Genomic DNA, 12,370 nt, shown 5'->3' with positions numbered 1-12,370 from the left:
GCCACGCAGGGCGCGTGGCGATGCAGCTTCAGCGAACGTCGCGCATTTGCCAGTGCGAGCCTGCCAGTGCCTGCATGCGCTGCTTGAAAAGCTCCCCCGGGAGACTGGTGGTGGCGACCAGGTCGATGTGCAGGTCGTGCTGCTTGCCGGTGACCGTGGCGGCCGGGTCGGTAATGCCAAGGCTGGGGTCCACCTCGTCCGGGTCAGCCTGCAGTTGGCGCCAACGATCGAACCAGGCCGGGTCGCGCAGCGCCGCCTGCAATTGCTCGGCAAAGGCTTCGGCGCCATTGGCGGTGAAGCTCACCGACGGCGCGCTGCCACGGGCGAGCTTGGGATCGGGCAGGCTGATCGAATAGCTGACAGGCATGTGCAAGGCTCAGATGGATGACGCCGGCACGGTAGTGCAGCGCAAGTGAGCATGCCGTCGACGCGCGAACGGGCGACTGCACAGGCGCAGGTGGACGGCGATAGCAGCCATCAGCTAACAGCCAAGCACCCGTCCGCTGACGTCGCAGAAAAAAAGGCGCCTTTCGGCGCCCTTTTTTCTCCTCCGACGACGACTTACTTCAACGCCTTGAAGCGCAGGCGCTTGGGGCCGGCGTCGTCGCCCATGCGGCGGCGCTTGTCTTCTTCATACTCGCGATAGTTGCCCTGGAAGAACTCCACGTGCGAATCGCCTTCGAAGGCGAGGATGTGGGTGGCGATGCGGTCCAGGAACCAGCGGTCATGCGAGATCACGAAGGTGTTGCCAGGGAATTCCAGCAACGCATCTTCCAGCGCACGCAGGGTTTCGATGTCCAGGTCGTTTGACGGTTCGTCGAGCAGCAGTACGTTGCCGCCCTGCAGCAGGGTCTTGGCCATGTGCAGACGACCGCGCTCACCACCGGACAGCGAACCGACCATCTTCTGCTGGTCCTGGCCCTTGAAGTTGAAGCGGCCGATGTAGGCGCGCGACTGGATCTCGATGCCGTTGATGTTGAGGATGTCCAGGCCGCCAGCGATTTCCTGGAATACATTGTGGTTGCCTTCCAGCGCGTCGCGGCTCTGGTCCACGTACGACAGCTGCACGGTCGGTCCGACCACGATCTCGCCGGAGTCCGGCTTTTCTTGGCCGGTAATCATCTTGAACAGGGTCGACTTGCCGGCACCGTTGGGGCCGATGATGCCGACGATGGCGCCCGGCGGCACGATCATCGACAGGTTGTCGATCAACAGGCGGTCGCCGAACTTCTTGGACACGTTCTTGAACTCCATCACCGCGTTGCCCAGGCGTTCGCCCGGCGGGATGAAGATCTCGTTGGTTTCGTTGCGCTTCTGGTAATCGACCGATTGCAGCTCTTCCAGGCGGGCCAGACGTGCCTTGCCCTTGGTGCGGCCGCCCTTGGCGTTCTGGCGCGACCATTCCAGTTCCTTCTGGATCGCCTTCTGGCGGGACTTCTCCTGGTTGTCTTCCTGCTTGAGGCGCTCGTCCTTCTGGGTCAGCCAGTCGGTGTAGTTGCCCTTCCACGGAATGCCGCGGCCGCGGTCCAGTTCCAGAATCCACTCGGCGGCGTTGTCCAGGAAGTAGCGATCATGCGTCACCGCCACCACGGTGCCGGTGTAGCGCGCCAGAAACTGCTCCAGCCATTCCACCGACTCGGCGTCCAGGTGGTTGGTGGGTTCGTCGAGCAGCAGCATGTCCGGCTTTTGCAGCAGCAGCCGGCACAGCGCCACGCGACGCTTTTCGCCACCGGAGAGCTTGCCGACGATGGCGTCCCACGGCGGCAGGCGCAGCGCATCGGCGGCCACGTCCAGCTGGTTTTCCAGGGTGTGCGCATCGCCGGCGGCCAGGATCGCTTCCAGGCGTTCCTGTTCCTTGGCCAGCGCGTCGAAATCGGCGCCTTCCTCGGCATAGGCCAGATACACCGCATCCAGCGCGGCCTGGGCCTGCAGCACGTCGCCCACGCCTTCTTCCACCGCCTCGCGCACGGTGTGCTCGGGATTGAGCTGCGGTTCTTGCGCCAGGTAGCCGACCTTGATGCCCGGCTGCGGGCGTGCCTCGCCTTCGAAGTCGGTGTCCACGCCGGCCATGATCTTCAGTACTGTGGACTTGCCCGCGCCGTTCAGGCCCAGCAGGCCGATCTTGGCGCCCGGGAAGAAGCTCAGCGAGATGTCCTTGATGATCTGCCGCTTGGGTGGGACCACCTTGCTGACGCGGTTCATGGTGTAGATGTATTGCGACATGGGGGCTCCGTGGACGCAGGCAGCCCGCCGGCCGAGGCCGGAGGCAGCGGAAAAGGGGTTGCGCCAATTATACGGGCAAGTGGCTTGGGTCGCGGCAGCGCCCCTGCAGTTAAACGGCACCTTACTTTCGACCTGAATAGGCTTTTTCGTAATCGATTCCAGCAAGAATGCGTTAAGGCGGTCCGCCCCTTAATGAAATTACGACACCGCGAACAGGAACTGTCATGAACCGCAAACGCATCGTTACCGTTGTGCTTTCCTCCATCCTGGCGCTGGGTGCCTTCGCACCTGCTGCGTTCGCCGGGGATTGGGACCGCGACCACGATCGCCGCGGCTTTGATCGCCACCATGGCCCCGACCATCGAAGGGACTGGCGCGACGCCCGCCGTGACGACCGTCGCGAGTGGCGCCAGGACCGCCCCTACTACAGCAATGGCTATCGCGAGGGCTACCGCGATGCCCGCTACCAGGACCGCCGCTACGACCGCAATCGTGTCTATGTCTACGACCGCCCCGCGTACTACCGCGCCGGCCCGCCGCCGCGTCCGTACTGGGCCCGTGGTCAGCGCTACCACGGTCCGGTCTATGTGGTGAACGATTACGACCGCTACGACCTGCGCCGCCCGCCGTACGGCTACCGCTGGCAGCGCGACGACCGCGGCAATCTGCTGTTGGTGGCTATCGCCACCGGCATCATTGCCGACCTGGTGCTCAACAACTAACTCGGCGCGGCCACCGGTTCATTCCCGGCCGCGACCGGCCGTCGGGGCAGTCATCACGCAAAGGCGCATCTTCGGGTGCGCCTTTGTCATGTGCGCGGTATGGGTGCACGGGCCGTGCTGGCGGCGCGGTTGGTCACCCGTGCGGCAGGGGCTTACAATCGGCGACCCTACTGGCCAACAGCTGCCCCGGAGCTTCGAATGTTCTCGCGCGATGTCCGACTGGAAACCTACGACCCCGAACTGGCCAAGGCCATCGCTGCTGAAGCCGGCCGCCAGGAGGATCACGTCGAGCTGATCGCCAGCGAAAACTACTGCAGCCCGCTGGTGATGGAAGCGCAGGGCAGCCAGCTGACCAACAAGTACGCCGAAGGCTATCCGGGCAAGCGCTACTACGGCGGCTGCGAGTTCGTGGACATTGCCGAACAACTGGCGATCGAGCGCATCAAGCAGGTATTTGGCGCCGATTACGCGAACGTCCAGCCGCACAGCGGTTCGCAGGCCAATCAGGCGGTGTATCTGGCACTGCTGCAGCCGGGCGACACCATCCTGGGCATGAGCCTGGCGCATGGCGGCCACCTGACCCACGGCGCAAAGGTCAACGTCTCCGGCAAGCTGTTCAACGCGGTGCAGTATGGCGTCAACGAGCAGGGCCTGATCGATTACGACGAGGTGCAGCGTCTTGCGACCGAGCACAAGCCGAAGATGGTGGTGGCCGGTTTCTCTGCCTATTCGCAGAAGATCGACTGGGCCCGCTTCCGCGCCATCGCCGACAGCGTCGGTGCCTACCTGTTCGTGGACATGGCTCACATCGCCGGCCTGGTCGCCGCCGGGGTGTATCCCAGCCCGATGGAACACGCGCACGTGGTCACCTCGACCACGCACAAGACGCTGCGTGGCCCGCGTGGCGGCATCATCGTGGCCAAGGGCGCCAGCGAAGAGCTGCAGAAAAAGCTGCAGTCGATCGTGTTCCCCGGCATCCAGGGCGGCCCGCTGATGCATGTCATCGCGGCCAAGGCGGTGGCGTTCAAGGAGGCGCTGGAACCGGCGTTCAAGACCTATCAGCAACAAGTGGTCAAGAACGCCCAGGCGATGGCCAATACGCTGATCGCGCGCGGCTACAAGATCGTCTCCGGCGGCACCGAGAACCATCTGATGCTGGTGGACATGATCGGTCGCGATGTCTCCGGCAAGGACGCCGAAGCTGCGCTTGGCAAGGCGCACATCACCGTCAACAAGAATTCAGTCCCCAACGACCCGCGCTCGCCGTTCGTCACCTCCGGTCTGCGCCTGGGCACCCCGGCGATCACCACGCGCGGTTACCAGGAACAGGACAGCATCGATCTGGCCAACTGGATCGCGGACGTGCTCGACGCGCCAACCGACGACGCCGTGCTGGCGAAGGTGCGTGATGCGGTGACTGCGCAGTGCAAGCGCTATCCGGTGTATGGCTAAGGTGCCGGGATTGGTGATTCGGGATTCGGGATGCGCTAACGGCGCGTCCTTGCTTGTGCTATTGCCAATCCCCAATCCCCAATCCCAAATCCCGGACGTCTGATGCATTGCCCCTTCTGCCAGCACAACGACACCCGCGTGATCGATTCGCGGGTGTCCGAAGACGGCACGACGATCCGTCGGCGTCGCGAGTGCGAGGCGTGCGGCGAGCGATTCAGTACGTTGGAAACGATCGAGCTCAAGCTGCCCACCGTGGTCAAGAGCGATGGTGGGCGCGAGGCGTTCGATGCACGCAAGCTGCGCACCAGCTTCGACCGCGCGCTGCAAAAGCGGCCGGTGGCCGAAGAGCAGATCGAAGCGGCGGTGCGTGCGGTGGTGCACCAGCTACGCATGTCCGGCGAGCGCGAAGTGGGTTCGCTGCGGGTAGGCGAATACGTGATGGTGGAGCTGCGCAAGCTCGATCATGTCGGCTATGTGCGCTTTGCCTCGGTGTATCGCAGTTTTCAGGACGTGGCCGACTTCCGCGAGGAAATCGAAAAGCTCGAACGCGAACTGCCGGTCGGCAGCGAACAACTGCCGCTGCTGGAAGCGGCATTGGAACGCGCCGGCAAACCCGGCAAGCGATGAGCGCGGTGCGCATCGCCTGCGTTGCGCAAACGCCGCAGTACCTGCCTGCGATTGCGCAGGCGCATCTACAGGCCTTTGGCGCGCTGTTGCCGGAGTGGAACATCGATGAGGCGCTGAGCGAGTTGCGCAGCCATGTGCGCGATGGGGTCATTCCGACGACCTGGGTGGCGCTGGATCAGACGCAGTGGCTGGGCTCGGTGAGCCTGCTCGAAAACGATGATGCACGCATTCGGCAATGGTCGCCTTGGTTGGCGTCGTTGTATGTGCAGCCGCAAGCGCGCGGGCAGGGCATCGGCGAGGCGTTGGTGGCGCACTGTGTGCAGGCCGCCGCGCAGCTGGGCGTGTCGCTGCTCTACCTGTATTGCCAGCCGGGATTGGCGCCGTTCTACCAGCGCCTGGGATGGCAGACACATACCGAGTTCCTGCTGGGCCCGATGCAGATCGTGGTGATGCGCATTGCGCCGGGAGTGGTGACGCAATGAGTAAGGCCGCAACGATCGGCAGTGCCGACGACCATCGCTGGATGGCGCAGGCGTTGCGTCTGGCCGAGCGCGGCGCCTACACCACCCGCCCCAATCCGATGGTGGGCTGCGTGATCGTGCGCGATGGCGTCTGCGTGGGCGAGGGCTTTCATCAACGTGCCGGCGGCCCGCATGCCGAAGTCTTCGCGCTGCGTGCAGCGGGTGAGTTGGCGCGCGGTGCCACCGCGTATGTAACGCTGGAGCCGTGCGCGCATTACGGACGCACGCCGCCGTGTGCGCTGGCCTTGATCGAGGCAGGCGTGATGCGTGTGGTCGCGGCGATGGCCGACCCGTTTCCGCAGGTCAATGGCGGCGGTTTCGCGTTGCTGCGCGAGGCCGGGATCGATGTGCTGAGCGGCGTGATGCAGGCGCAGGCGCGCACGCTCAACCGGGGATTTCTGTCGCGGGTGGAGCGCGGGCGGCCGTGGTTGCGGGTCAAACTTGGCGCCAGCCTGGACGGACGTACCGCGCTGGCCAGCGGCGAATCCAAATGGATCACCAGTGCCGATGCGCGTGCAGATGTGCAGCGCTGGCGCGCACGTGCGGGCGCGATCCTGACCGGTGCAGGTACGGTGATGGCCGACGACCCATCCATGACGGTGCGGATGGGCGAGGACTCGCCGGTCGTGCCGCCGTTGCGCGTGGTGCTCGATGCCGGGCTGCGGACGCTGGCGTGCAGGAACATTCGTCAGGGCGATGCGCCGACGCTGTATCTGCATGGCGAGGATGTGTCCGCACCTTCGCTGGACGATGCGCAGTTCCTTGCGATGCCGTTGCATGCTGGACGTTTCGATCTGGCCGCGGTGCTGGCGCTGCTGGCCGAGCGCGGCATCAACGAAGTCCACGTGGAAGGCGGCGCCACGCTGAGTGGTGCGCTGCTGCAGGCCGGGCTGGTGGACGAACTGCTGGTCTACATGGCCCCGGTGTTGCTGGGCGACAGCGCCAAGCCCTTGCTCGCTGGCCTTGGCATCGAAACGATGGCGCAGCGTGCGGCGCTGCAGCTGCTGGATGTGCGCCAGCTGGGTCAGGATCTGCGTCTGCGCTATGCGCCGGTTGTTGCCGGGTGAGCGCTGCATGGCGCGCGCTGCGCGGCCGTGCCGTTGCGCGCATGAAAAAAGGCCCCGCATGCGGGGCCTTTTTTCATGCGCGACGCCGATCAGAAGCTCGCGCGCACGCCGACCTTGTACTGGTTGGCGTTGTCGACGAACTGCGCTTCGGCGACCAGGCCCCAGGTGCGGGTGAAGTTGACCTGGCCACCCAGGGTGCCGACAAACTCACCCTTGTCCACGTCGCTACCGTCGATGTAGCCGGCCTTGATCCAGGCTTCGGTGCGCGGCGAAGGCTTGCCGCGCAGGCCCAGGTTGGCGAAGCCCAGGTTGCTCGAATCCGACGCATCGTCGACCGAACGGCCGCGCAGGCGCAGGTCGGATTCGACCTTGGCGCGCAACACGCTGATGTCGGCGGTGAACTCGACGCGCTCGGTCATTTCCTGGCGGTACCCGATACCCAGCGTGGCCTGCTGCAGCGTGCCCTCGAGCACGAAGCCGCCACCGAGGGTGTAATCCTTGTTGGCGCGCTCATAGCTGGCCAACAGGTAGACCGGCTGGGCAATCTGCCAGGAACCGCGGATGTAGCCGCCGTCGATATCGTCCGAATCGCCATTGACGCTGATTTCGGTACGGTTCCAGCCGCCTTCGACGTAGGTGTAGCTCAGGCCTTCCGCAGACGCGGCAAACGGTGCGGCAGCCAGCAGGGCAGCCAGGATCAGGGTATTACGCATTGGATGTCTCTCTCCGAATTGATGTCCGTGTCTCCACCCCGTTGCGAGGTGGAAAGAACGACGTCTCCCGTCGCGGCGCGTAAATTAACAGATCCTTCACAATCCTGGCTATGGGGGATTTCCCGACATGACGCAGTGTCCTGTCAGACGTCGCCCACACTCGGCCATCGCGCCGATGTGCCCTGTTAAACTTTGCGCGCCGGTTCGCCGGTACTCACGAACGTCTTCAGGGCGGGGTGCGATTCCCCACCGGCGGTAGGCATGCGCAAGCATGCGAGCCCGCGAGCGCTTGCACTCCAGGGTTGAGCGGACTAACGCCAAACTCCTGCTGCGCAAGGTCAGCAGATCCGGTCCGATGCCGGAGCCGACGGTATAGTCCGGATGAAAGAAGACGGCCACCGCGCAGCCTTGCGGCTGCGCGCGCGCCTGTTTGCTTTGCCTTGCGGCGTTTTTCGCTCAACTCCTGCGAGAAACGACTAATGTCCATGCACCACCTGCCGCGCTGCGCCGCGGCCTTCCAGCGCTCCACCACGGCAGCCTTGCTGCTGCAAGCGGGGGCACGCTGATGTTCACCGGCATCATCGAAGGCGTCGGCCAGCTGGCCGCGCGACAGCCGCAGGGCGGCGATGTGCGTTTCACCTTCGCCACCGGCACGCTGCCGTTCGACTCTGTCCAGTTGGGCGAAAGCATCGCGGTCAATGGCGTGTGCCTGACCGTGATCGCATTCGACGCGGCCAGTTTTCAGGCCGATGCCTCGACCGAGACGCTGTCGCTGACCACCCTGGGCGCGTTGCCGGAGGGCGCATTGCTCAATCTGGAACGCGCGATGCGACCCACCGATCGGCTTGGCGGGCACCTGGTCAGCGGGCATGTGGATGGCCTGGGCCAGGTGCAGTCGATCCATGACGATGCGCGTGCGCAGCGCTGGCGGTTTGCCGCGCCGGCGTCGGTGTTGCGCTATGTGGCCAAGAAGGGCTCGATTTGCGTGGACGGCGTGAGCCTCACCGTCAATGACGTAGACCAAGACGGCTTCGAGGTCGCGTTGATTCCGCACACCGTGGCCCACACCGCGTTTGCGCAGACTGCGGTCGGTGCGGCGGTGAACCTGGAAATCGATCTGGTGGCGCGCTATGTGGAACGCCTGCTCGGCACGCGGGGGGCAGCATGAATTTCGCACCCGTTCCGGAACTGATCGAAGAACTGCGCGCCGGACGCATGGTGGTCATCGTCGATGACGAAGACCGCGAAAACGAAGGCGATCTGATCATGGCCGCCGAGTTGGTGAAGCCGTCGGACATCAACTTCATGGTTACCCACGCGCGCGGGCTGGTGTGCCTGTCGCTGACCCGCGAGCGCTGCGCGCAGCTGGGTCTGGCGCCGATGGTGCGCAACAACACCGCGCAGTTCCAGACCAACTTCACTGTCAGCATCGAAGCGGCCGAAGGGGTGACCACCGGCATTTCGGCCTACGACCGCGCACACACCGTGCGCACCGCAGTCCGTCCGGATGCGCGGCCACAGGATTTGAGCCAGCCCGGGCATATCTTCCCGTTGATCTCCCAGCCCGGTGGCGTGCTGACCCGCGCCGGCCACACCGAAGCGGCCAGCGATCTGCCGATGCTGGCCGGGCTGGAACCGGCCGGTGTGCTGGTGGAAGTGCTCAACCCGGACGGCAGCATGGCGCGTCGCCCGCAGCTGGAAGTGTTCGCGCGCGAGCATGGGCTGAAGATGGGCTCGATCGCCGACCTGATCGCATATCGGCTTGCCAACGAGCACACCGTCGAGCGCGTGGACGAACGCGAGATCACCACCGAATTCGGTCCGTTCAAGCTGGTGACCTACCGCGACCGCATCGCGCACGACCTGCACTTTGCGCTGTTGCGCGGTCGCGCCGATCCGCAGACGCCGACGCTGGTGCGCGTACAGGTGGAAAACCCATTGGCCGACCTGCTGCACTGGCAACGCGATGACTTCGGCGTGGCAGCCACCGACGCCTTGCGCGCGATCGCCGCCGAGGGGCAGGGCGTGATGGTGGTGCTGTCGGCGCCACGCGACAGCGAATCGCTGCTGGCACGGCTGCGCCAGCAGCCCGAAGCCGCGGCCAATGCCAAGGACGTGAGTCAGTGGCGGCGCAACGGCGCCGGTGCGCAGATCCTGGCCGACCTCGGCCTGGGCAAGTTGCGCGTGCTGGGTACCCCCCGGCGCCAGGTGGGGTTGGCCGGATTCGGGCTGGAGGTGGTCGAGTATTTGGAGTGCCACGCCGGTGAAGGCGCGCGCGCGGTGCCGCCGTCTGCCGTTCCCTGAGATGGTTGCGAGCGGTTGCCGCAATCACTTGGCCGGTCGCGGTGGTCTCGACTGTTGCGTTGCTGACGGGGCGCAGCCGTCAGCAACGCGGTGCGTGTGCCGGCAACGCAGTGGCCTGGTGTCGGCTACCAATCGGGCCATGGCCTGCGCCGGCTGGCTGCGCAGGCGCAAGAGCCAGGTGGCGCTGGGCGATGTCCTCAATAACTTCGGCCAATGGCCATGGCCTGTGTTGTTGACGCGCATGGCCGGGTCTGCTTTGGCCGACCCGCCTCACACGCGTCGGCCAGGCCTGGGCCCGGCAGCTGTTAAACTTCCCGCCCCCTCGAGTTGCCGACCCGCATGACCCACTACGAAGGCGATCTTCGCCCCACCACCGCGCGCTTTGCGATCATCGCCAGCCGCTGGAATGCCCGTATCACCGACGTGCTGGTTGCCGGCGCGCGCCAGAGCCTGGCCGGCAACGGCATCGGCGAAGACGCCATCGACGTGATCCGCGTGCCGGGCGCCTGGGAGATCCCGATCGCCGCCAATCGCGTGGCGCAGTCCGGTCAGCACGGCGCGATCATCGCGCTGGGCTGCGTGATTCGTGGCGATACACGCCATTACGAGCACGTGGCCGACCTGTGTGCCGAAGGCCTGATGAGCGTGCAGCTGCAGACCGGCGTGCCGGTGCTCAATGGCGTGCTGGCGGTCGAGCGCGTGGAAGATGCCGAAGCCCGTGCTGGCGGTAGCCACGGCAATAAGGGCGAGGAATGCGCGCTTGCAGCGCTGGAACTGGTGAATTTGATGGAGTTGCTGCCATGAGCAAGCCCGGTGGGCATTCGCGCCACGGCCGTCGCGACGGTATCGACCCGGTGCTGCGCTCGCGCGCACGTCGGCGCGCCTTGCAGGCGGTCTATGCCTGGCAGATCTCCGGCGGCTTCGCCAAGCAGGTGATCGCCCAGTTCGCGCACGAGCAGGCGCACGAAGTGGCCGATCTGGCCTACTTCGAGAACCTGGTGGAGGGCGTGCTGAGCAACCGCGCCGAGCTGGATACCGCACTGACGCCGTACCTGGATCGCAGCGTGGAAGAGGTCGATGCGATCGAACGCGCCGTGCTGCGCCTGGCTGCCTACGAATTGCTGTACCGCCAGGATGTGCCGTACCGCGTGGTGATCAACGAAGCGATCGAAACCGCCAAGCGCTTCGGCTCCGAGCACGGCCACACCTATGTCAACGGGGTGCTGGACCGCGCCGCGGTGGAGTGGCGCAAGGTGGAGTCGGGCGCCTGAAGCGCCGAGATTGGGCATTCGTGATTCGGGATTTGCAGAGATTGACGGTCCTGCCGATGCGCGGTGCAACCGTCCGCACTTGAGCGACTCGACCGTTGGGTGAGCGGCCATGCCCGCGCTGCATATCGTTCGATGGTGCAGCTAGTCAGCCATCCTGCCGCATCTTGCAAAGCCCGCTGCTACGAATCCCGAATGCCCAATCCCCAATTCCAGCCCTTCAAATGCCCGAATTCGATCTAATTGCCCGTCTGCGTGCGCGCATTGCAGCGCGTGCCGACGTGCCGTTGGGCATTGGCGACGATGCAGCATTGCTGCAGCCGCCGGCCGGCGAGCAGTTGGCGATCACCGCCGATACGCTCAATGCCGGCGTGCATTTTCCGCACGAGACGCGCGCTGACGATCTGGGCTGGAAGACGCTGGCTGTCAATCTCTCCGATCTGGCGGCGATGGGCGCGCAACCGCGTTGGTGCACCTTGTCGTTGTCGTTGCCGCACGACGATGCGGCATGGGTGGATGGGTTTGCCGATGGCTTCTTCGCGCTGGCTGATGCGCACGAGATCGTGCTGGTCGGTGGCGACACCACGCGCGGGCCGTTGTCGTGCGCGGTGACTGCGATCGGCAGCCTGCCGCCGGGCGCAGCATTGCGGCGCGATGGTGCACGCGTTGGCGATGACGTGTGGGTGACCGGTACGCCGGGTGAAGCGGCCGCCGCGTTGGCGTTGTGGCAGGCCGGCCAGCTGGATGTGACCTGCGCGGCTACCGACCCATTGCACGAGCGCTGGCGCGGCCGCCTGCTGCGTCCGCAGCCCCGTGTACAGGCGGGGCTGCGCCTGCGCGGGCTTGCGCATGCGTGCGTTGACATTTCCGACGGGCTGCTGGCCGATCTGGGACATCTATGCGAACGCAGCGGCGTGGGTGCGCGCCTAGTGCTTGCGGCCTTACCGGCGATGCCGCGCAGTGCCGGAATCGACGTGGTGCAGTGCCTTGGTTGGCAACTCGGCGGTGGCGACGATTACGAGTTGTGTTTCACCGCCGCGCCGCAGCATCGCGATGCCGTGGCGCAGGCAATGGAATTTGCAAAGGTGGCGGCAACCCGCATCGGCCAGATTGTCGCCGCGCCGGGTGTGGTGGTGCACGACGCCGAAGGCAATCCCTGGCAACCACCGCAGCGCGGGTACCAGCATTTCGTCGGCTGAGGCGTGGGGTTGGAGCGTGCGGTGGATGTGGACGGTGCCGGTGCGCTGCGCTGAGACGATGCTGCTGCGCTGATCGCTGGGTGCCTTAGTGGAGGCGGCGGTGGCGCCTTCTGCGAAGTTGGGTGGAGCGCATTGGGGAACGACGGGTCCTGCCAGCGCCCTCATCCGCCCTTCGGGCACCTTCTCCCGCAAGCGGGAGAAGGTCGCGAGCCGGTTTGCCCAGCCGCTCCCGAGTGGGCGGACTCGCACACGCAATCCCGCATCCCGCATCCCG

13 protein-coding genes and 1 riboswitch are annotated in these 12,370 nt (G+C 65.5%); of the genes, 10 read left to right on the top strand and 3 right to left on the bottom strand.

Annotated features, from left to right (window positions below):
- Positions 1-28: 28 nt before the first annotated feature.
- Positions 29-367 (bottom strand): hypothetical protein, encoded by a 339-nt coding sequence (locus J7360_RS03185; RefSeq protein ID WP_007968646.1) that lies wholly within the window; start codon positions 365-367, stop codon positions 29-31.
- 194 nt (positions 368-561) lie between these two features.
- On the bottom strand, positions 562-2,223 hold the full coding sequence (gene ettA / locus J7360_RS03180) for an energy-dependent translational throttle protein EttA (RefSeq protein ID WP_005910999.1): 1,662 nt from the start codon (positions 2,221-2,223) through the stop codon (positions 562-564).
- 224 nt (positions 2,224-2,447) lie between these two features.
- Between ettA and J7360_RS03175 the strand changes: the two genes are divergently transcribed.
- From J7360_RS03175 to ribD, 5 genes are all read left to right on the top strand, one after another.
- Positions 2,448-2,945, top strand: a complete 498-nt coding sequence (locus J7360_RS03175) for an RcnB family protein (RefSeq protein ID WP_209033234.1) — start codon at positions 2,448-2,450, stop codon at positions 2,943-2,945.
- Positions 2,946-3,143: 198 nt separating this feature from the next.
- The gene (glyA, locus tag J7360_RS03170; RefSeq protein ID WP_007974096.1) at positions 3,144-4,397 is read left to right on the top strand and encodes a serine hydroxymethyltransferase; all 1,254 of its coding nucleotides are present in this window, start codon (positions 3,144-3,146) and stop codon (positions 4,395-4,397) included.
- A gap of 102 nt (positions 4,398-4,499) precedes the next feature.
- Positions 4,500-5,024: a transcriptional regulator NrdR gene (gene nrdR / locus J7360_RS03165; RefSeq protein WP_003490311.1), complete on the top strand. Its 525-nt coding sequence runs from the start codon at positions 4,500-4,502 to the stop codon at positions 5,022-5,024.
- Positions 5,021-5,506 (top strand): GNAT family N-acetyltransferase, encoded by a 486-nt coding sequence (locus J7360_RS03160; protein WP_209033232.1) that lies wholly within the window; start codon positions 5,021-5,023, stop codon positions 5,504-5,506. Before nrdR ends, J7360_RS03160 begins: the two co-directional genes overlap by 4 nt.
- Positions 5,503-6,612 carry a bifunctional diaminohydroxyphosphoribosylaminopyrimidine deaminase/5-amino-6-(5-phosphoribosylamino)uracil reductase RibD gene (ribD, locus tag J7360_RS03155; protein WP_057663147.1) on the top strand — a complete coding sequence of 370 codons (1,110 nt, stop codon included), beginning with the start codon at positions 5,503-5,505 and terminating at the stop codon, positions 6,610-6,612. Before J7360_RS03160 ends, ribD begins: the two co-directional genes overlap by 4 nt.
- Before the next feature lie 89 nt (positions 6,613-6,701).
- Here the strand turns inward: ribD and J7360_RS03150 are convergent, their stop codons facing one another.
- Positions 6,702-7,325 (bottom strand): hypothetical protein, encoded by a 624-nt coding sequence (locus J7360_RS03150; RefSeq protein ID WP_007974101.1) that lies wholly within the window; start codon positions 7,323-7,325, stop codon positions 6,702-6,704.
- Positions 7,326-7,543: 218 nt separating this feature from the next.
- Positions 7,544-7,722: riboswitch (FMN riboswitch) on the top strand.
- Between the two features lie 168 nt (positions 7,723-7,890).
- On the opposite strand from J7360_RS03150, the gene J7360_RS03145 reads away from it, so the two are divergent.
- The 5 genes from J7360_RS03145 to thiL all read left to right on the top strand — a co-directional run bounded on the left by J7360_RS03145 (position 7,891) and on the right by thiL (position 12,096).
- Positions 7,891-8,493, top strand: coding sequence for a riboflavin synthase (locus J7360_RS03145; RefSeq protein ID WP_007968659.1), 603 nt, complete (start codon positions 7,891-7,893; stop codon positions 8,491-8,493).
- A complete protein-coding gene (gene ribB, locus J7360_RS03140) occupies positions 8,490-9,629 on the top strand; it encodes a 3,4-dihydroxy-2-butanone-4-phosphate synthase (protein ID WP_022558288.1) in 1,140 nt (379 codons plus the stop codon). Before J7360_RS03145 ends, ribB begins: the two co-directional genes overlap by 4 nt.
- Before the next feature lie 339 nt (positions 9,630-9,968).
- Positions 9,969-10,433: a 6,7-dimethyl-8-ribityllumazine synthase gene (gene ribH / locus J7360_RS03135; RefSeq protein WP_003490334.1), complete on the top strand. Its 465-nt coding sequence runs from the start codon at positions 9,969-9,971 to the stop codon at positions 10,431-10,433.
- On the top strand, positions 10,430-10,900 hold the full coding sequence (gene nusB / locus J7360_RS03130) for a transcription antitermination factor NusB (protein ID WP_007968663.1): 471 nt from the start codon (positions 10,430-10,432) through the stop codon (positions 10,898-10,900). Before ribH ends, nusB begins: the two co-directional genes overlap by 4 nt.
- A gap of 221 nt (positions 10,901-11,121) precedes the next feature.
- Positions 11,122-12,096: a thiamine-phosphate kinase gene (thiL, locus tag J7360_RS03125; RefSeq protein ID WP_057663144.1), complete on the top strand. Its 975-nt coding sequence runs from the start codon at positions 11,122-11,124 to the stop codon at positions 12,094-12,096.
- Positions 12,097-12,370 lie beyond the last annotated feature (274 nt).

This window comes from Xanthomonas sp. D-99 (genome assembly GCF_017746145.1).
GTDB classification, from domain to species: domain Bacteria; phylum Pseudomonadota; class Gammaproteobacteria; order Xanthomonadales; family Xanthomonadaceae; genus Xanthomonas; species Xanthomonas cissicola.
Note: the sequence above shows the minus strand (reverse complement) of the source record. Positions and strands in the feature narration are given on the sequence as shown.